This is a genomic window from Maribacter sp. 1_2014MBL_MicDiv, assembly GCF_001865655.1.
In the GTDB taxonomy this organism is placed as follows: Bacteria; Bacteroidota; Bacteroidia; order Flavobacteriales; family Flavobacteriaceae; genus Maribacter; species Maribacter dokdonensis.
The window spans coordinates 3,768,470-3,786,661 of the sequence record NZ_CP011318.1 but is presented as its reverse complement, the minus strand read 5'-3'; the positions used below and the strand labels follow the sequence as shown (position 1 = coordinate 3,786,661).

Here is an 18,192-nt window from a genome sequence, read left to right as displayed (position 1 = left end):
TGGTATTGTTATTATTAATCTTTACTAATTTTTTACAGCCATTATTACACCTGTTGACCAATTTAATTTGGTCAATGTCAAGTCTTCGCGTTTCTCCAAATACGCAACCAATGACTTTACATTCTCCTCATGCCCTTCTGGCCAGTTAGGTTGTTTGGTCATATCATCCACGATATAAAACCCGCCAACCTTGACTAAATCCAGAACCTCATCTATCTCACTATACTTTCCTGGCCAGGCATCGGCAAAAATTAAATCGAATTTTTCACCGGTGTAACCTTTTATCCACTCTGTCCCATTTTCACAAATAAGTTCAACTCTCTGGTCATCACCAAAGTAATTTTCGGCAATGGCTGTCAACTGTTGATCATTATCTATGGAAATCAAAAAAGAATCAGTATCCATACCGTCAATCATCCAAGAAAGGCTTAACCCAATACCAGTTCCAATTTCTAAAAATCTACCATTAGGTTTTGAAGCAATCAAGGTCTTAAGAAAACTTCCTATATATAGATCAGAAGGCATTGTAAATCCAATTTCTTCAGATTTACGTACAATAGAGCTATGTACTTTTGGAATATCAAGTATGATGCTATCGTTCATGAGGTTATTGATTGTTCTAATTTACTTTAAACGCACTTCAGACACAGAAGCTCCAGAAGGAATCATTGGAAAAACATTATCCTCTTGCTCTACCTTTACCTCTAAAAAGTATGGTTTATCCGAAGCCATCATTTCCTGTATCGTAGATTTTAAATCTTTACGTTCAGATATGCGCTTTGCCTCAATACTATATCCTTCGGCTATTTTAACGAAATCCGGATTTACCATTACGGTAGATGCATATCTCTTATCAAAAAATAACTCTTGCCATTGACGTACCATACCTAAATGCTCATTATTAAGCACTACAATCTTAACTGGAAGGTTATGCTGAAATATAACACCTAATTCTTGAATGGTCATTTGATAACCACCATCACCAATAATAGCTACTACTTCCCTATCCATAGCACCCATTTTAGCTCCAATTGCAGCCGGTAAAGCAAAGCCCATGGTACCTAATCCGCCAGAAGTAATATTACTTTTAGACTGTGAAAACTTAGCATATCTACACGCAATCATTTGATGCTGACCTACGTCTGATACTATCACCGCCTTATTATTTGAAGCTAAATTAATTTCCTCAATAACTTCACCCATAGTCAACCCTTCTTTGGTAGGATGAATGTCATTTTTTATAATGGTATCGAATTCAATTTTGTATTTCTCCTTAAACATATTATGCCAAGCCTTATGCTTATTTTCATTAAGCAATGGCAAAATCAAGCCTAAAGTCTCTTTTGAGTTACCCAGCACTGCAACATCTGCATGTACATTTTTATTTACCTCTGCAGGATCAATTTCAAAGTGAATAACTTTTGCTTGTTTGGCGTAATCTTCTAATCTACCCGTTACACGATCGTCAAAACGCATACCAATGGCAATTAACAAATCGCACTCATTGGTCAGTAAATTAGGTCCATAATTACCATGCATACCAACCATACCCACATTTAATGGATGTGCAGTATCTAATGCAGAGGCACCCATAATGGTCCAAGCGGCAGGAATCCCTGTTTTCTCAACCAAGGTTTTCAACTCGTTTTCCGCTTTACCAAGAATAACACCTTGCCCCCATACTATAAATGGTTTTTTAGCATTGTTTATTAATTCTGCCGCTGCCTCAATTGCACTCATTTCTGGCTTAGGCACTGGCTTATAACTTCTTACTCCAACACATTTCTCATAGGAGAAGTCCAGCTCATCTATTTGAGCATTTTTTGTAATATCTACTAAAACCGGACCGGGTCTGCCAGATTTGGCAATATAAAAAGCCTTAGCCATAACTTCTGGAATTTCAGAAGCTTCGGTCACTTGATAATTCCATTTAGTCACAGGGGTAGAAATACCTATAATATCAGTTTCTTGAAAAGCATCGGTACCCAATAAATGTCTTGTTACCTGACCAGTGATACATACCATTGGAGTAGAATCTATCTGCGCATCTGCAAGACCGGTAACCAAATTGGTTGCTCCAGGACCAGAGGTGGCAATAGCAACACCTACTTTACCGGAAACACGAGCATAACCTTGAGCGGCGTGTGTAGCACCTTGCTCATGTCTTGTTAAAATATGATCGAGCTTATCTTGAAATTTATATAACTCATCATAGACGGGCATAATAGCCCCACCAGGGTAACCATACATTGTTTCAACACCTTCTGCTAATAAACAATGGATTATTGCCTCTGCCCCAGAAACTCTAATGGTATTCTTGGAACCTGTACCTTTTTTCTTCTCTTTTACTGTTTCCATAATTAATAATCAAATTCAAGTATGCGCATTACAGCCACAATTACCCGATATTACGTACTTACTAGAACTCATTAAATTCTAGCCAATATTTTTTTAAAACTCATCGGTTACACAACCTTGTGCAGCAGAGGATACGGAACGAGCATATTTGTACAATACTCCTTTTTTAAACTTTAAAGCTGGCTCTACCCATGCTTCTTTACGCTTTGCCAATTCCTCAGCTGACACTTCTACATTAATAGAATTTGTTTCTGCGTCTATCGTAATTGTATCCCCATCCTTAACTAAGGCAATAGTACCACCTTCTTGTGCTTCTGGCGAAATATGCCCTACTACAAAACCGTGTGTACCTCCTGAGAAACGACCGTCTGTAATTAAGGCCACATCTTTACCTAAGCCTGCACCCATAATGGCTGCTGTAGGTTTTAGCATTTCAGGCATTCCTGGACCTCCTTTAGGACCTTCATATCTAATGACGACAACATTCCCTTTTTCCACTTTACCTCCGCGTATCGCATCATTGGCATCATACTCACTATTAAATACTTTTGCAGTTCCTTTAAACAACAAACCTTCTTTTCCTGTAATTTTTGCTACAGAACCATTCTCTGCCAAATTACCATATAACATTCTTAAATGCCCTGTTGCCTTAATTGGTTTATCTAAAGGCATAATAACATCCTGACCTTCTTCCAAATCTGGAACACTTTCTAAATTTTCCGCTAAAGTCTTTCCTGTTACCGTTAAACAATCTCCATGTAAAAGACCATTTTTTAATAAGTACTTTAATACAGCTGGTATACCACCTATTCTATGAACATCTTCCATTAAATATTTACCACTAGGTTTTAAATCTGCAATAAATGGTGTAGTATCACTAATATGCTGAAAATCTTTTAGCGTAAAATCTATGTCTGCAGCTCTTGCAATAGCCAAGAAATGTAATACGGCATTGGTAGAACCTCCCATAATGGTTACTAGACGTATAGCATTCTCCAAAGACTTACGGGTAACAATATCCAGAGGTTTAATATCTTTTTCAATAAGAATTCGCATTTGTTTTCCTGCCGCAATACACTCTTCTTCTTTATTGTTGCTGATTGCAGGGTTAGAAGAATTATATGGCATAGACATTCCTAGCGCTTCTATAGCGGAAGCCATTGTATTTGCCGTATACATACCACCACAAGCACCAGCTCCCGGTATGGATTTTTTAATGATGGATTTATAATTTTTCTCGTCCATGGTACCAGCTACTTTCTCTCCCCATGCCTCGAACGCAGAAACAATATCCAACTTTCTATCCTCATGACATCCAGATGCTATTGTACCCCCATACACTAAAATTGCAGGACGGTTTAAACGTAACATTGCCATTAATGCACCTGGCATGTTCTTATCACAACCTACAACCGTTACCAATGCATCATAAGACATGCCTTGTACAACGGTTTCCATAGAATCTGCAATAATATCCCTTGACGGTAATGAAAAACGCATTCCTGGTGTACCCATAGAAATACCATCACTAACACCAATAGTATTAAAAATTAAACCTACAGTTTCTTTAGAGTTAACTCCCTCTTTAACCAACTTTGCCAAATCATTTAAGTGCATATTACAAGGGTTACCTTCATAACCTGTACTTGCAATACCAACTAATGGCTTATTAAAATCCTCATCTTTAAAACCTATTGCATATAGCATTGCTTGTGCTGCTGGTTGTGTTGGATCTTGAGTAACGTTTTTACTGTATTTATTTAATTCCATAATATAAATCTCGTATGCTTATCTTGATTTTCTAATACCGTTAAACCAAAGATAAAAGTTTATAAAAATTTCAGTTTTTAACAATAATGGTCAATACAAATTCATTTTAACAAAAAACTACCTAAACAATTTATAATCAAGTATTTAAACAATGATTATATATCATATTCAATACTTTAAAACTGTTCCATATTCATAGTAAACCACAAAAAAAACCTGCATCAAATAAATCTGATACAGGTTTTCTAAAATTATGAAAAGCTATATCATCCCTGTTTAGGAATGACGATGACTACTTCAAAAATTGATTTCAATAAATTCATATTACAATAGTAATAAAAAATACTTCAATAGATACCCGCTTAACAAAAAAGGGGTGAAAAGTATTAAATTAAACTAATTTAATACTAATACGATCTCCACCTTTCTTTTGTGCCAATATACAAATAGACCTATCCGTTAACTGAATAACTCTAGGATAACCACCCGTTGTTTGACCATCTTTCATTAACACGATCAATTTACCCGCAGGAGTTAACTGAACCGTACCAGGTAATGTAGCAGAAGTTAACATGGATATAGCATGTGGAGTAATTGTTTCTGTTAACTGATAAGCCATTCTATTGTTCTCATGGGCCACTGTAAAGGTTTTAGAAAAAATTTCTTCCAATTGTCTATCGTTTAAAATATCAAACTCGGGTCCTTTAGTGACTTCTAAAACATCAACATCCAAAAAGCAATCAACTTTTATCTCTGATATTTTTGGCTCAAACAACTGTTGGGCATTAAAAGGAACGATGTCATTATCTATTAATCTAGCGAACTTTGTAAGGGGCTTATAAAACGATCTACTACCTAAAACTTCTTTAACAGAAAAACCTTCCTTTACTCCCAAATAAGACCTAAAGCCTTTTTCCAGTTTTCCAAAGGATAGAATATCCCCTACAGCTATCTGGTAAACTTTATAATTTTTTATGGGCAAATTATTAAGAGTGGCGGACATTTCTGCACCACCGATAGCCATATAGGTATCTTCTTCAAAAATAAGGGTTGGTCCTGTCATCGTAATTTCCAACACTGCTGCAGATGCTTTATTCTCCAATAAAGAATTTATCTTAAACACAGACATATCATCCATTACACCAGACACTGGCACACCCTTGTCCCTTAAGCCAAATCTACCTGAGTCTTGTATGGTAGTATAAAAACCCGCTTTTAAAACTTTAAGCATCCAATTTAATTTTTTCAGGTTTATAAATACCTACCTCTACTTCTATTTTATGAAGCTCATGTTCTGCCTTGGATATCTCAAAAAACTCAACTTTATCCCCAACACTCACAAAACATGGGTTATCTTTTGATGCATCAAAAATTGGCACTGGACAATTACCAATAATATTCCACCCACCTGGTGATTCTTGCGGATAAATGCCAGCTTGTTTACCTGCAACTCCAACTGCTCCTTTAATTACTTTTGGTCTTGGTATAGCCTTTCGCGGTAGCTCAAGCTCACTATTTATTCCTCCCAAATACATGAAGCCAGGCAAAAACCCAATACCGTATACCGTATAAGTACTACCAGTATGCAAGTCTATTATTTCACGTTTGGTTTTATTTAATTGCCCTGCAACGTCTTCCAAGTCTAAACCAAACTCAAGATCGTAGGTTACAGGCAGTCTCCATAAAAATCTATCCGGTTTAACAGATTCCTTCAAATTAGCGTACCAATTTTGTATATCCACAGACATTTTTTCAAAGTCTATTTCCTTCTTTCTATTCAATATCAAAAGTGAATTGTAAGCCGGCACCAATTCCCAGTCCATCTCCTTTAAAGCCTCACTATTAAGAAATGTTTGAAATTGTAGTATTTTTTCAAGTATGAGCTCACTAACTTCATTTGGCCATTCAATTAATAAAGAATGTGTACCAAAAGGTTTTATATCTATTTTAGGGGAATTCACGGCTTTACTTATAGATTATGTTCTGACAAATACTCTGTAATATACGTTAAAATTTGTAATGCAGAAGGTGTGTCACCATGAATACAAAAGGTATCTGCATACATAGGCAAACTTTTACCTGAAACAGTTTTCACCTTCTTATTTTTGTGCATATATAGAATATGAGCCAGTACTTCTTCCCCATTATTCAACAGGGCGTTTTTTTCTTTCCTCGTTACTAGGCTCAAATCATCATTATAATTTCTATCAGCAAAGGCTTCTACTAAAATCCTAAACCCATTTTTTTCAGCCAACCTTTGAATGACACTATAATAAGGAACATACAAAAATGTTGAGTTCCTAAAACCTGCAATAGACTCTAAAAAAATTTCAGCTAAGGTTTCATTTTTAGCTATATCATTATATAAAGCTCCGTGTGGTTTTATGTGATGTAAATCAACACCAGCCTGTTCCCGGGCGTTATTGAATACCTCCATTTGAGATCTGATACTTGCAATTAAATCTTCCTTTGAAATTTGCAATGAAACACGACCAAAATTCTTTCTATCCGGATATGAAGGATGCGCACCTACCTTAACGTTATATGATTTAGATAAATCTAGACACTTTTTAATGGTATCTATAGAACCCGCATGAGCTCCACAAGATATATTGCAAGAACTAATAAGGGGAAACAATTCACTTTCATTACCTACACCCTCACCAACATCACAATTAATATCTATGGTATTGTTCATATTACATTATACCTATTACCGTTAAAATACTTTTTGCACCCAATACAACAGAAAGAAGAATAATAAGTAAGCCAAACACATTTTGCGACCAGGTGTTTTTATATTTCCCCATTACACCAACTCTGTTCACAACCCACAGCAAAAACACTGCAATGATGGGTAATAAAAGTCCGTTCGTAATTTGTGCAAATTTTATAATCTCAATAGGTTTAATTCCAAAAGAAAGAAAGAAAACTCCAAGGAATAAAATCACCATCCAAATCATCCGAAATTTAAAATCCTTAAGACCAGCGTTCCACCTAAAGCAACTATTAGCAACATATGCGGCAGCCAAAGGTGCGGTTATTGATGAAGTAATACCTGCAGCAAACATACCAATACCTAAAAAATACAAAGCAGCAGAACCGTATAAAGGATCAAGTGCTTTAGCCATACCCATAATGTTATTAACCTCTAAAGAATTAATGGCCGCGGCAGATATTATAATACTAATTGAAACAAGACCGCCCAATATAATAGAAACCATAGTATCTCTTTTAGCTAAATTGAGATCATCTTTTGATTTCCATTTTTCACTGACCAGTGCTGCATGTAAAAAAAGATTATAAGGTACAACAGTAGTACCGACCAATGCAATGATGGTAAGAATACCGTTTTTAGGAACCGAAGGCACTAATAAGCCTTTTAACAGCTCCCACATATTGGGCTTAGTCAAAATTGCGGTCATTACAAATGATAAACTCATGATCAATACCAGCACTATAAATACTTTTTCCAGGGCTTTATAACTACCTAAGAACAATAGTACAAAAGCCAATCCACCAAGAACAAAAGGGTATAAACTACTATAGCTAGTACCAAACAAGGCTTCCATTCCTAAAGTTGCACCACCAATATTACCCGCTTCATATGAAGCATTACCTATAATAATTGCAGAAAATATTAAGGCAATGACACTATTTCTAATAATTGGATTATGGAGTTCTTGCCTAATGACATCTGCCAAACCTTTTTGGGTTACAATACCTAAGCGGGCAGACATTTCTTGCAAAATAAAGGTTGCTATTATTGATAACAGCATAGCCCACAGCAAATTAAAACCAAAATCTACCCCTGCCAAGGTACAAGCCGTAACTGTACCAGGACCAATAAAAGCAGCCGCTACCAGAACCCCTGGACCTAATTTTTTAAACATATGTCAATTTTTCATTCTTGTAAATATAATTGGTAAAATTGACTTTGCTCACCATACTTAAAATCATTTTCACCACAATTTTAACATTTTAAAATACCGTTAATCTAAAAAATTGCAGTTCGTCTAAAACTTGGGCGCCTTTCATCGAGTTTACATAATAATCCTAAAATAACAGGGTTATAGCTATCCCCAAACCTTAAACTTAACCTATTAATGATTTGCTTAGAATGTAAAAAAGAACTTGGTTACTTAGATCATAAAAATGCCATGGAGAGCGCAGGTGTAGAGCTTTGCTCAAAGCACCATGAACGTATTAAGTTACTAATCAACAAACACAATACACCTTTAGAGGCCATACAACTTTATTATGCTTTAAAAGAAGCTGGTGTAAACTCTATGTTAGAATGGTGGGACGGTAAAAAATCTATAGATATAGCCATCTCACGTGTAAAACTAAATATTGAAATTGATTCTGAATATGATAAGCTGACCGAGCATGAAGCTATAAACAATTTAGAAGAAGCAATGCACTCCTTTAAAAATGGATTTACAACCATTAGAATTCCCCATATTGTTGTAAGGTATTATCTAAGTGAGACCGTAAACAATATCATTGGAATAATGGAAGGTCTAAAAGCCAACATCAAAGTGATCAATTAAAAAAACGGAATATGGAAAATTCTAAAAAAGCATATAAAAATCCGATCAGGGCGGCAATAGCCTCCCTATTGATCGGTATGGTAATGCGCATAATTCACTGGCCCTTTTCAAAAGGAATTATATTTATTTCCTTTGCTGCCATTCTGATACTTTACGCCCTTCGCTTTTTTAAAAAGGAAGAAAAAAAGTCAGTGGATCTAATTAAAATGGCCTTAGTTCTTTTTTGGACAACAAACGGTCTTTTAACGATTTTAGATTTTACCCATACCCTATTTTTTCAAATTGGCACAGCTTTTACATTTATTGCTTGGTTCGCCATGGAGGGCACGTCGTATTTTATGTCAAAAGAAGGTGACGCAAAAAATAGCATAACAGAAATCATTTGGAATTTTGTAATGGTTATTGGCGTGTTAACCCTTATATGCGGTGGTCTTATGCACTTACTAAACTGGGAATACTCGATACCAACGCTGACCTTAGGTCTTACCATTGTAACAAGTTATATCCTTAGGGATATTTTTACTGCACCAAAAAAGAACAAGGACGACATAAATAATGAAGAGCTATACTCTTAGCTAAAAATTTTATCATTTACAATTTTACCCCAACCAACCCTCTCTGTCGAGTGAACGGTATTGAATGGCCTCTGAAATATGATTTCCGTTCAATGCCTGCTCACCGGCTAAGTCGGCTATAGTCCTTGCCACCTTTAAAATCCTATCATACGCTCTTGCCGATAAGTTTAACCTTTCCATGGCATTTTTCAATAATGCCTTAGATTTATCATCAAGTTTACAATATTCACGAATTTGTTTGGTATTCATTTGAGCATTGTAATGTACATTCTCCAGCTCATTAAAACGCTTTGTTTGAATTTCGCGAGCCACTGTAACTCGTTTTCTGATATCTACACTACTTTCCCCTTTTCGTTCTTCGGATAGTTTTTCAAATGGTACCGGAGTTACCTCAATATGAATATCTATACGATCTAATAACGGTCCCGATATTTTACTTAAATACCGCTGCATTTCTGCAGGTGAAGAAGTTACCGGAGCATCTGGATCATTAAAATACCCACCCGGACTTGGGTTCATACTTGCCACCAACATAAAACTACTTGGGTAGGTAACCGTAAAGCGTGCACGTGAAATAGTTACTTCCCTATCTTCTAAAGGTTGGCGCATTACCTCTAGCACACCTCTCTTAAATTCTGGTAATTCATCTAAGAATAAAACCCCGTTATGAGATAGTGAAATTTCTCCCGGTTGCGGGTAAGCTCCGCCTCCTACCAGTGCTACATCAGATATAGTTTATAATGTGGCATTAATTTATTTTAAGATGAAGGATTTTTTATAGCTAATTACTTAGGAATAAAAACAAACTCTTAATAAAAAAATAGCTTTATGATTCTGACAAACATTTTACCGTATTCATAAACTGTTTACTCTGATAAGATGAAAAATCTTTTTCAACGTAACTTTTTGAAGTCCAAACCCTCATAGTTTCAATTTCTTTTGAAGCAAGTTCTTTCATTTGTTTATTCTTTCCAAATATACCTCCAAAATATAAAGTCATTTTAGCTTCACAATTGAATTTTCCATTATTATAAAGTTCGAGTCTAGAGCCATCTCTAAAAAGAATATTTACTTTATTATCATCATCCATGCAATTACCTGCACCAACCGCCTGTATTACTACAATAGTGGAATTAGCACCATTCAAAGCATATATCCCCAACCCATTTTTACCTCCGTCATTGGAAATTATAAGTGTCTCAGTTGCGGCAGTCGATGACTTTCCTGTCATTTTATCTACAGTTGTTTCTATTATATCTGAGCATTCTAAACTATAGTCAGATGCATCAACATCTTCTTCAGTTTTATATTCCCAAGTACCATCATCATTTAAAATAACAACTTTCCCATTATCCGTTGTTGCATTAACCTGCGAAAAGGAAAATTCAGAAAGAAAAAAACATAGCATTATTGTAGAATAATATTTTAACATTTGTATAAAATTTAAATAATAATAAATTAAAAAACTCTTAAAGTGCTTTCTTTATACAAAAGAAAATAATTGGTTTTAAATAGTTTTACGGTAAACCGTAATGGCTGAAATTTATTTCAGATTTGTATTATAAAATATAACCTGGTATTAATTATCTACCATTTTAACTTCTACATATTTTTTTTTATTAATTAATGCTATAATCAAAATATAGTTCTATTATATTTTTAAATAATCAGTCTTCAAAATAAATATAGTCTTCAAAATACTCTCTTAAGTTATTGTCACAAACGTAGATATAAGTACCTTTTATTCCTCGATACATCAGAGTCTTATAAATATTAATAATAAAGTCTTTTAAAATTTCTATGTCCTTTACACCAACCATACCTTTTGAATCAAAGTATTGACTTTTATCTATTTCAATTTCCTGAGTTTCTTTGTTAAATTTTATTTCATTTCCAAATATTATACCTGCATAATTCAAGTCATAACCTTGAGTGGTGTGAATACAACCTATCTCGGTTAAGTCCGTAGTGCTATTAATCCAATCATGAGCTACCCGGTTCCAAGTCAAACTTATTCCATCAATAATAGCATCCGGTTTGTTTGAATTTTTAGAAACCCATTTCCAGCTATATCCTGCCATCATTCGACATAAACCAAACTTCTCCTCTCTTTGCTCCAAATGACCTATCATCATAGGAAGAGACCTGAAAATTTTTAAATCGTAATTTTTACTTTCAAATTTTTTATCGCCTTTAGAAAGTTTTGTATTCAATAAGTCGTCAATGAAGTCCATATAATCTACTCCTCCCTTAGACCTTAGTTGAGACGTTAATTTGATTTTTTCTGTTTCATTTAATTTCTTGATACTTAAGAAAACATCTTTATGAATATCGCTAGGTCTTATGGATTGTGCTTGATCATAAAATAGTAATTGATGTTTACTACTTTTAAGTATCCAATCTAATTCCGTTCCTTCATTTCCAAGCCCTAACGCTTTGTTGTTTGCATCGTGACTTCTATAATTTGTAATACCAAAACGTCTTTTAAGTCTATGAGCTTCATCTACAATTAAAACATCATAATCTTTTTTCAATACATCGGAAGGCCCTAAAACCATTGAAGATTTCAGACCCTTAACATTTTTAAAAACTTCCTTTATCGTTTTTCTTAACGAAACCATTGGTACAACTAGACCTATTGAAAGGTTTTCCTTTTGATTTTGTATTTCTTGAACTAATTGCAACTCCTGCAACGATTCTCCTTCCAAATCTTCATAATCTTCAATATCAAATTTCGTTAACAATAATTTAATTAGATAAACCGCTAATATAGTTTTGCCCGTGCCCGCTGAGCCTTCAACAAAAACTGTACTATTATCTTTATTCAAGAGAATTTTCAAATAGAGTCTGACTGCATTGTGTTGGTCTAAGGTTAAGGCCTTGTAAGGAGAGTATTTGAACAAATCAGAATTATCAATATCTAAAATATTCTTAGTAACTACTCTTTGAAGTTTTAAATTCTCCCATATATTTTCAAATACTTTGTGATACTGATTTTTTTGATAATAATTATGATCTGCAATACCTGCATTACCATTTAACAAAACAAACATTCCATCAGCAACCATATATTTAATTAGATTAGATTCAATATCTAATGCCGCTGATTTATTGAAGTTTTGACTTGATATTATATAAACATATTTAAGCCGTTTCTTTTCAGGGTGAGATAAATGGCTCAACATTCTACTTAAAGCACTTGTAGACTCTCCTACGTATGCAATAGAACGTTTTAAATCGTAAAGTATATAAACTATTGGATAAGAATTTTTAACATGATAATCATCTTCAATTCTTTCTATATAAAGTTTATCAAAAAGATAATTAGCAACTCTAAAATCAGAAGGAGAAATATTACCCATAAATTATAAGGCATTATATTTTTTAGCTGTCCCCTTTGCTTTTGAAACCGGATATTTTTCAGAATTTTTTAGCAATTTTTTATTAACGATGTCTGAAATATCTAAATCATGTTTTTCAGCTAACAAAAGTCCATAAGAGAATATATCTGCTAATTCCTCTTCTAATTTTTCTTTGTCAAATTCCTCATCACCTTTCCATAAAAACAATTCTAGTAGTTCACTGGCCTCAATTGAGATTGCCAAAGCCAAATCTTTAGAGTTATGGAATTGTTTCCACTCTCTTTCATTTCTAAATTCAATTAGCTTATTGATAGTTTCTTTTAATTTATCCATATCAGTATAATTCTTTCCTTTTTAACCCCATTTTTCTCTTAATAGATACCTCATGGGTATTAAATAAATCATAAGTATTTATAACCCCTTCCTCGTAAGCTTTATATTTCTCATAATGAAAATATTTATTATAAATTCCTGACTTAAGAGAAATCTCTATTATTTGGGTATTCTCATAAAAATCATGTCTGATTTTATCAACATAAAACCAATCAGTACCTACTTTTGCTTTTAGAAAGTTTATCGTAATATTCTCCCCTACCCTTGGAATATAACAAAGTTCATTACATTTAAAATATCCTTTGTCACCTTCAAAATAACTTAAATCGAAATATACATCCAATTTACTAAAGCTTAAACTATTTTTTATTTCTTCTCCAAAAAATTCATTGTACAAATCGATTATTAATTTACGTAAACTATGGCTTTTGTAATTTAAAATTTGTTCCATAGATTTTAATGAAGGTAAAGGTTCATTTGAGTCCAAAAACGTACTGGTCATCATATATGATATAATATCTTTATACTTTGGCTCATCACCCAGTAGTCTATTGAGTTGACTTTTGATAAACAATAAATCTAAAAAGGCTCTTTTAACTGAAACTGTTGTACTCATAAGATTAATAATTTACATATGTTATTGTTATACTTAAACTTAAATATTTAATTGCTTTTAAAATTATGGAAAGACTAAAAACATTCATTGAACAAAAAATGAGTATGTCACATATTTATCAGCCAGTAATGATAAAAGTTTTACTTAAAAATGGAGGAATAGCAAATAAAAATTTAATTGCAAAGAACATTTTAAGCTATGATTTTTCACAAGTTGAATACTACGAAGGCATAACCAATAATATGGTAGGTAGAGTACTTCGTAAGAATGAAGTAGTACTAAAGCATAAAAATGTTTTTGAACTTAAAGATTATTCATCTCTAGGAAACAAAGAAATCTCAGAATTAATAACACTTTGTGATCAGAAAATTGAAAATTACATAGCCAAAAGAGGTACTAAAATTTGGGAACACAGAAGGAGAAATAGAAAACCTGTTAAAGGTTCAATAAGATACTTAGTTCTCAAAAGAGCAGATGGAAGATGTGAATTGTGTGGTATTTCTAAGGATGAAAAAGCTTTAGAAGTTGATCATATCACACCAAAGAATAAGAATGGTAAAGACATAATTGACAATTATCAAGCTTTATGTTATACCTGCAATTCAAATAAGAGAGATACTGATGATACTGATTTTAGAAATTTGGGAGTAAAGTATGATTTGCGTGAAACAAACTGTATTTTTTGCAATTATAAAAGAGAAACAATATTGGAAAATGAATTAGCTATTGCATTTTATGATAAATACCCCGTCACTTTAAAACATATTCTCATTATTCCAAAACGACATTGTGAAAATTATTTTAGTTTGTCTCAACCGGAAATAAATGCCATAAACAGATTGACACACGAATTAAAATCCAAACTAATCACAGAAGATAAAACTATTACTGGATTTAATATAGGCTTTAATGTGGGAGAAGATGCTGGTCAAACTGTATTCCATTGCCACATGCACCTCATTCCAAGAAGAAAAAGCGATGTCACCAATCCAAAAGGTGGAATTAGAAATATTATTCCAAATAAAGGCAAATATTAAAATACCAAAAGTGGTAAAATGTCTTCCCGTTCAATAAGTAAGTCATACAATTTATTTAATACAGTTTAATTGCCCTAACTCAAGTTGTAATATATACTTTAGGTAACACATATTTTAAAAGAGATGTTTCTATTTTAAAATTTAAATAACAATTGATTGAATCTCAAAGCCATTCATTAGACTGTATTTCTACAAAGGAAATTATTAAATGTCAAAGCATTTAATTCATCTTCGTTTATAAAAATTAATAACTGTCACTACTAATTCAATACCTCCTCAATAGCTTTGTAATCATGTAAAAAAGGTACTAAACCAAATGTATCTAATACAAAAAGTTAGGAAAGACCTGACTATTACAAACAAGAAATCCAAGGCTGTAACCTCGGATCTCTAAATATTTAGATTATAAATTTCCGTGGATGGTTTTAATAATCTTTTTACAAAGGTATGTAAATATTTAAAGATCAAATTGGTTGCTTCCTAAAGATTTCATAATTGAAATTTTATGAGTAGTATTTTGCAAGAGGTTAAAAGCCTTAGAACAGAAAATGAGATTTTGTTAAAAAAGCAGAATCAAGCTATTGAATTAACGGTAGCTTTAAGGGAAAGAATCGAATCTCTTTTAAATCCTCCTATTCCGGAACACGTGAACATCAAAACAGCATGTATGCTTTTAGGGCGCTCCCATGCAGTTGTATATGGTTATATTAAAGATGCCGGAATACAACCCTCTCAAACTTTAGGGCGTTCAAAATCTTATCGTTATAGCGATATACAAGATATTGCGAATCGTCTAGGAATAAGACTTCAAAAATTATCAGCTTAATGAGCGAACTACTGAAAATTGTTGAAGACATTAAGAATGAATTCAACATAGCTCCAAAAGTTCAATTTTGGAGGGTTAAAAGAAATGCTAAAAAACCCAATCTATATGTAGTTTTACCGGATACACTTGGCTTCATAGCATACTTAAAATCTTTAGGCGTTTGCTTTGAATTTACTAGTAATGAACTAGTTATACAACACAATGGGATTGTCAATAAAATCGAAATAAGCGATTTAAAAAGAATTGTTCAAAAGGATATTCAGAATTTACCCGATGTAAACGAAGAGGGTATTACAAAAGACGAAATCCTTTCAATGGTTATGACTAATGAAGCTAGGTTATTTAAAGTTAAGGGATTATTAGAATTCTTGCCTCTAAGACAATTTGAGTGGATTAAATCGAATGAATCTACTGGATATTTCTTTTATCTAAACGGTGTCGTATGCGTTGAAGCTAGTAAAATTGAAGTAGTGCCTTACAATACTATTAAGGGTCACGTATGGGAATCTCAAATTATAAAAAGAAATTTTGAGTTAACAGAGCCTAAAGGCTCGGATTGGGCGGATTTTCTTTTTAAGGCATCTGGCGAAACGAATGAGCTTATAGCAAATCTAAATGCTTCATTAGGGTACATGTTACATTCTTTCAAGGATTCGGCAAACGCTTACTTGGTTTTATTTGGTGAAGCAGTAGCGGATAGTAATTTAGGCGGTGGGGCCGGAAAAGGTCTTACCGGGGCAGGAATTTCAAAAATTGCAAATACTGCTTTTAAGGATATGCGCCAATATTCAAGTTCAGATGCCTTTAAATGGAGCATGGTGAACCAAGAAACAGCTGTATTTATACTATCCGATCTTAAACAGAATTTCGATCATCAGATATTATATAATTTAATTACAGAGGGTTTTGAAGTCAATAAGAAAAATGAACCTGTCTCTATTTATCCCTTTACTGATTCTCCTAAATTATTAGCATCTACAAATTATTCCTTGGATAGTGATTCAGGACATGGTGGCCGTAGAGTAAGACTTGTAGAATTTTCCCAACATTGGAACCAAAATAATACTCCCGATAAATACTATGGAAAATTATTTTTCGATCAATGGGATGAAAAAGAATGGAAACAATTCGATAGTTATATGCTCCTTTGTGTAGCCCAATATTTAAAAAATGGATTCCCAAAAATAAAAGAAAGTTCCACTAGCAAAAGGAAAAGAATTATGAACAAACCGGGAATGTATGATTTGGTAGAATGGGTTAATAATTATAATTCTTCTGAATTTAAATCCTTTGCCAATATTTATTTGGATTACTCCACTAGTAAACATGTAACAGGAAAACCAATAGGTAAAAACGTGTGGTTAGCTAGATTGGAAGATGCTATTAGCATTTTAAAGGAAAAACAATATGAAGTAGCGGAAAACGGATCAGTTAAAAGTATAAAAATATGGTAAGCTTCCTACCCTACTCTCCAAATTCCAAAGTTAGATGCCCACAATGCGGGAAACCTAAAAGGTTAACTCTTTTTATCAATTTAAATACTGGCGAAATTTATCCTCCAGAATTTGGAGTTTGTGACCGAATACAAGCGTGCGGGTATAACAAGAGGCCGGATAAAAAGTCCCAATTAGAGCAAGTTAAACTGATACCCAAACCGCCAAAACCCATTGATTATTTGGATATAGTCGAAGTTGAGAAGAGGATGAGTAACAACGCAAAAAATCATTTTTTTGAATTCTTAAAGAACTTAATCGGGAAAGAAGGAATGGCAAAAGTAAGAGAGCAATATAAATTAGGCACATCATTAATTCATCCTGGTTTTGTAACATTTCCACAAATCGATACAGAAGGTCGGTTAAGGCAAATACAAGAAGTTCTTTATAATCCGAAAACAGGTGAACGAAATAAAAAAAAAGGCTCTCAAAGATGGGGATTTGAAAAATGGAAGTATCCTAATTTAAACTTAGAAATGACTTATTTTGGCTCTCACTTAATAACAGGTAATGATAAGCCGATAGCGATTGTAGAATCGGCTAAGACTGCTATAATAGCCTCTCATTTTATACCCTCTTACAATTGGGTTGCGTCTATTAGTTTAGGTATGTTAAGCAATGAAAGATGTAAATCGTTAAAAGGTCGTAATGTAGTTTTATTTCCTGATTTAGGAGCGGAGCCTATATGGAAAAAGAAAGCTAAATATATTAAAGGAATGACTTCAATTAAAGTCAGCGATTACCTTAATAAAAATTCAAAGAAATATAATCTAAATAATGGCGATGATCTCGCTGATTTGATATTAAAACAATGAAGTTAAAAAGAGAAATATTACCACATTTAATAATTGTAGAACGTAACAATTTAATCATTGAAAACAAAAATGGACTAATCCTCAAAAAAGCTAAAATTAAAAGGATAACACAAAAAAAACTAGCTCAATTAGCATTTGGATGGGATGGAATTGTAAGGAATGATAAAGGAAGAATTTCGAAGGTTTATTTATACGAATTAGACAAGGATACAGATTCTTCTACATATTTATCCCGCCTTAAGTTATTAGGGAATATTAATATAAACCAGCTATAAGAAACATCTTTGAATGGTTTTTATTAATACAATCTTAAAAACTAAGCGTATCAGTTAATTAAAAGTAAGGTCGTCACGATTTATTCGTAGACTATCTTTTAATAAACATTAATGTTATGGATAAATAATCCATAACATTAATGTTCCAATAAATTTATAAGCCTTTACCCTAAATGGAT

The 18,192-nt window shown here is 33.2% G+C and carries 18 protein-coding genes and 1 pseudogene; 7 read left to right on the top strand and 12 right to left on the bottom strand.

Going from position 1 to position 18,192, the window contains the following annotated elements; all coding sequences use genetic code 11:
• Positions 1-24 precede the first annotated feature (24 nt).
• From YQ22_RS15900 to YQ22_RS15870, 7 genes are all read right to left on the bottom strand, one after another.
• Positions 25-603 (bottom strand): O-methyltransferase, encoded by a 579-nt coding sequence (locus tag YQ22_RS15900; protein WP_071341976.1) that lies wholly within the window; start codon positions 601-603, stop codon positions 25-27.
• 21 nt (positions 604-624) lie between these two features.
• Positions 625-2,358 (bottom strand): biosynthetic-type acetolactate synthase large subunit, encoded by a 1,734-nt coding sequence (gene ilvB, locus YQ22_RS15895; protein WP_071341975.1) that lies wholly within the window; start codon positions 2,356-2,358, stop codon positions 625-627.
• A 93-nt stretch (positions 2,359-2,451) separates the two neighbouring features.
• A complete protein-coding gene (ilvD, locus tag YQ22_RS15890; protein ID WP_071341974.1) occupies positions 2,452-4,128 on the bottom strand; it encodes a dihydroxy-acid dehydratase in 1,677 nt (558 codons plus the stop codon).
• A gap of 391 nt (positions 4,129-4,519) precedes the next feature.
• Positions 4,520-5,359 carry a biotin-dependent carboxyltransferase family protein gene (locus tag YQ22_RS15885; RefSeq protein ID WP_071341973.1) on the bottom strand — a complete coding sequence of 280 codons (840 nt, stop codon included), beginning with the start codon at positions 5,357-5,359 and terminating at the stop codon, positions 4,520-4,522.
• Positions 5,352-6,089 (bottom strand): 5-oxoprolinase subunit PxpB, encoded by a 738-nt coding sequence (gene pxpB / locus YQ22_RS15880; protein ID WP_071341972.1) that lies wholly within the window; start codon positions 6,087-6,089, stop codon positions 5,352-5,354. The genes YQ22_RS15885 and pxpB overlap by 8 nt, the downstream gene beginning before the upstream one ends.
• 8 nt (positions 6,090-6,097) lie before the next feature.
• Positions 6,098-6,826 (bottom strand): 5-oxoprolinase subunit PxpA, encoded by a 729-nt coding sequence (pxpA, locus tag YQ22_RS15875; RefSeq protein WP_071341971.1) that lies wholly within the window; start codon positions 6,824-6,826, stop codon positions 6,098-6,100.
• 1 nt (position 6,827) lies between these two features.
• A complete protein-coding gene (locus YQ22_RS15870) occupies positions 6,828-8,021 on the bottom strand; it encodes an Nramp family divalent metal transporter (RefSeq protein ID WP_071341970.1) in 1,194 nt (397 codons plus the stop codon).
• A gap of 213 nt (positions 8,022-8,234) precedes the next feature.
• Here YQ22_RS15870 and YQ22_RS15865 point away from each other — a divergent pair, with 213 nt between their 5' ends.
• Together YQ22_RS15865 and YQ22_RS15860 are read left to right on the top strand one after the other, a co-directional pair.
• Positions 8,235-8,681 carry a hypothetical protein gene (locus YQ22_RS15865; RefSeq protein WP_058105844.1) on the top strand — a complete coding sequence of 149 codons (447 nt, stop codon included), beginning with the start codon at positions 8,235-8,237 and terminating at the stop codon, positions 8,679-8,681.
• A gap of 11 nt (positions 8,682-8,692) precedes the next feature.
• A complete protein-coding gene (locus YQ22_RS15860; RefSeq protein WP_071341969.1) occupies positions 8,693-9,256 on the top strand; it encodes a hypothetical protein in 564 nt (187 codons plus the stop codon).
• A gap of 24 nt (positions 9,257-9,280) precedes the next feature.
• On the opposite strand, the pseudogene YQ22_RS15855 reads toward YQ22_RS15860, so the two are convergent.
• From YQ22_RS15855 to YQ22_RS15835, 5 genes and pseudogenes are all read right to left on the bottom strand, one after another.
• Positions 9,281-9,991, bottom strand: a pseudogene (locus YQ22_RS15855) (YifB family Mg chelatase-like AAA ATPase); the annotation flags it as partial.
• Between the two features lie 91 nt (positions 9,992-10,082).
• Complete coding sequence (locus YQ22_RS15850) at positions 10,083-10,664, bottom strand: hypothetical protein (RefSeq protein WP_071341968.1); 582 nt, start codon at positions 10,662-10,664, stop codon at positions 10,083-10,085.
• A 259-nt stretch (positions 10,665-10,923) separates the two neighbouring features.
• Positions 10,924-12,618, bottom strand: a complete 1,695-nt coding sequence (locus YQ22_RS15845) for a DUF2075 domain-containing protein (RefSeq protein ID WP_071341967.1) — start codon at positions 12,616-12,618, stop codon at positions 10,924-10,926.
• A 3-nt stretch (positions 12,619-12,621) separates the two neighbouring features.
• On the bottom strand, positions 12,622-12,951 hold the full coding sequence (locus YQ22_RS15840) for a nucleotide pyrophosphohydrolase (RefSeq protein WP_071341966.1): 330 nt from the start codon (positions 12,949-12,951) through the stop codon (positions 12,622-12,624).
• Position 12,952: 1 nt separating this feature from the next.
• Positions 12,953-13,567, bottom strand: coding sequence for a hypothetical protein (locus YQ22_RS15835; protein WP_071341965.1), 615 nt, complete (start codon positions 13,565-13,567; stop codon positions 12,953-12,955).
• Between the two features lie 65 nt (positions 13,568-13,632).
• Between YQ22_RS15835 and YQ22_RS15830 the strand changes: the two genes are divergently transcribed.
• From YQ22_RS15830 to YQ22_RS15810, 5 genes are all read left to right on the top strand, one after another.
• Positions 13,633-14,604: an HIT domain-containing protein gene (locus YQ22_RS15830; RefSeq protein WP_071341964.1), complete on the top strand. Its 972-nt coding sequence runs from the start codon at positions 13,633-13,635 to the stop codon at positions 14,602-14,604.
• Positions 14,605-15,109: 505 nt separating this feature from the next.
• Positions 15,110-15,430 (top strand): hypothetical protein, encoded by a 321-nt coding sequence (locus YQ22_RS15825; protein WP_071341963.1) that lies wholly within the window; start codon positions 15,110-15,112, stop codon positions 15,428-15,430.
• On the top strand, positions 15,430-16,884 hold the full coding sequence (locus tag YQ22_RS15820; protein WP_071341962.1) for a hypothetical protein: 1,455 nt from the start codon (positions 15,430-15,432) through the stop codon (positions 16,882-16,884). Before YQ22_RS15825 ends, YQ22_RS15820 begins: the two co-directional genes overlap by 1 nt.
• Positions 16,878-17,738 carry a DUF6371 domain-containing protein gene (locus YQ22_RS15815; RefSeq protein WP_071341961.1) on the top strand — a complete coding sequence of 287 codons (861 nt, stop codon included), beginning with the start codon at positions 16,878-16,880 and terminating at the stop codon, positions 17,736-17,738. Before YQ22_RS15820 ends, YQ22_RS15815 begins: the two co-directional genes overlap by 7 nt.
• On the top strand, positions 17,735-18,013 hold the full coding sequence (locus tag YQ22_RS15810) for a hypothetical protein (protein WP_071341960.1): 279 nt from the start codon (positions 17,735-17,737) through the stop codon (positions 18,011-18,013). Before YQ22_RS15815 ends, YQ22_RS15810 begins: the two co-directional genes overlap by 4 nt.
• Positions 18,014-18,192: the final 179 nt, after the last annotated feature.

What these genes read in the sequence shown, in the direction of transcription:
- YQ22_RS15900 (WP_071341976.1), bottom strand. Translation starts at nt 603, where the DNA reads ATGAACGATAGCATCATACTTGATATTCCAAAAGTACATAGCTCTATT.
- ilvB (WP_071341975.1), bottom strand. Translation starts at nt 2,358, where the DNA reads ATGGAAACAGTAAAAGAGAAGAAAAAAGGTACAGGTTCCAAGAATACC.
- ilvD (WP_071341974.1), bottom strand. Translation starts at nt 4,128, where the DNA reads ATGGAATTAAATAAATACAGTAAAAACGTTACTCAAGATCCAACACAA.
- YQ22_RS15885 (WP_071341973.1), bottom strand. Translation starts at nt 5,359, where the DNA reads ATGCTTAAAGTTTTAAAAGCGGGTTTTTATACTACCATACAAGACTCA.
- pxpA (WP_071341971.1), bottom strand. Translation starts at nt 6,826, where the DNA reads ATGAACAATACCATAGATATTAATTGTGATGTTGGTGAGGGTGTAGGT.
- YQ22_RS15870 (WP_071341970.1), bottom strand. Translation starts at nt 8,021, where the DNA reads ATGTTTAAAAAATTAGGTCCAGGGGTTCTGGTAGCGGCTGCTTTTATT.
- YQ22_RS15865 (WP_058105844.1), top strand. Translation starts at nt 8,235, where the DNA reads ATGATTTGCTTAGAATGTAAAAAAGAACTTGGTTACTTAGATCATAAA.
- YQ22_RS15860 (WP_071341969.1), top strand. Translation starts at nt 8,693, where the DNA reads ATGGAAAATTCTAAAAAAGCATATAAAAATCCGATCAGGGCGGCAATA.
- YQ22_RS15850 (WP_071341968.1), bottom strand. Translation starts at nt 10,664, where the DNA reads ATGCTATGTTTTTTTCTTTCTGAATTTTCCTTTTCGCAGGTTAATGCA.
- YQ22_RS15845 (WP_071341967.1), bottom strand. Translation starts at nt 12,618, where the DNA reads ATGGGTAATATTTCTCCTTCTGATTTTAGAGTTGCTAATTATCTTTTT.
- YQ22_RS15840 (WP_071341966.1), bottom strand. Translation starts at nt 12,951, where the DNA reads ATGGATAAATTAAAAGAAACTATCAATAAGCTAATTGAATTTAGAAAT.
- YQ22_RS15835 (WP_071341965.1), bottom strand. Translation starts at nt 13,567, where the DNA reads ATGAGTACAACAGTTTCAGTTAAAAGAGCCTTTTTAGATTTATTGTTT.
- YQ22_RS15830 (WP_071341964.1), top strand. Translation starts at nt 13,633, where the DNA reads ATGGAAAGACTAAAAACATTCATTGAACAAAAAATGAGTATGTCACAT.
- YQ22_RS15825 (WP_071341963.1), top strand. Translation starts at nt 15,110, where the DNA reads ATGAGTAGTATTTTGCAAGAGGTTAAAAGCCTTAGAACAGAAAATGAG.
- YQ22_RS15820 (WP_071341962.1), top strand. Translation starts at nt 15,430, where the DNA reads ATGAGCGAACTACTGAAAATTGTTGAAGACATTAAGAATGAATTCAAC.
- YQ22_RS15815 (WP_071341961.1), top strand. Translation starts at nt 16,878, where the DNA reads ATGGTAAGCTTCCTACCCTACTCTCCAAATTCCAAAGTTAGATGCCCA.
- YQ22_RS15810 (WP_071341960.1), top strand. Translation starts at nt 17,735, where the DNA reads ATGAAGTTAAAAAGAGAAATATTACCACATTTAATAATTGTAGAACGT.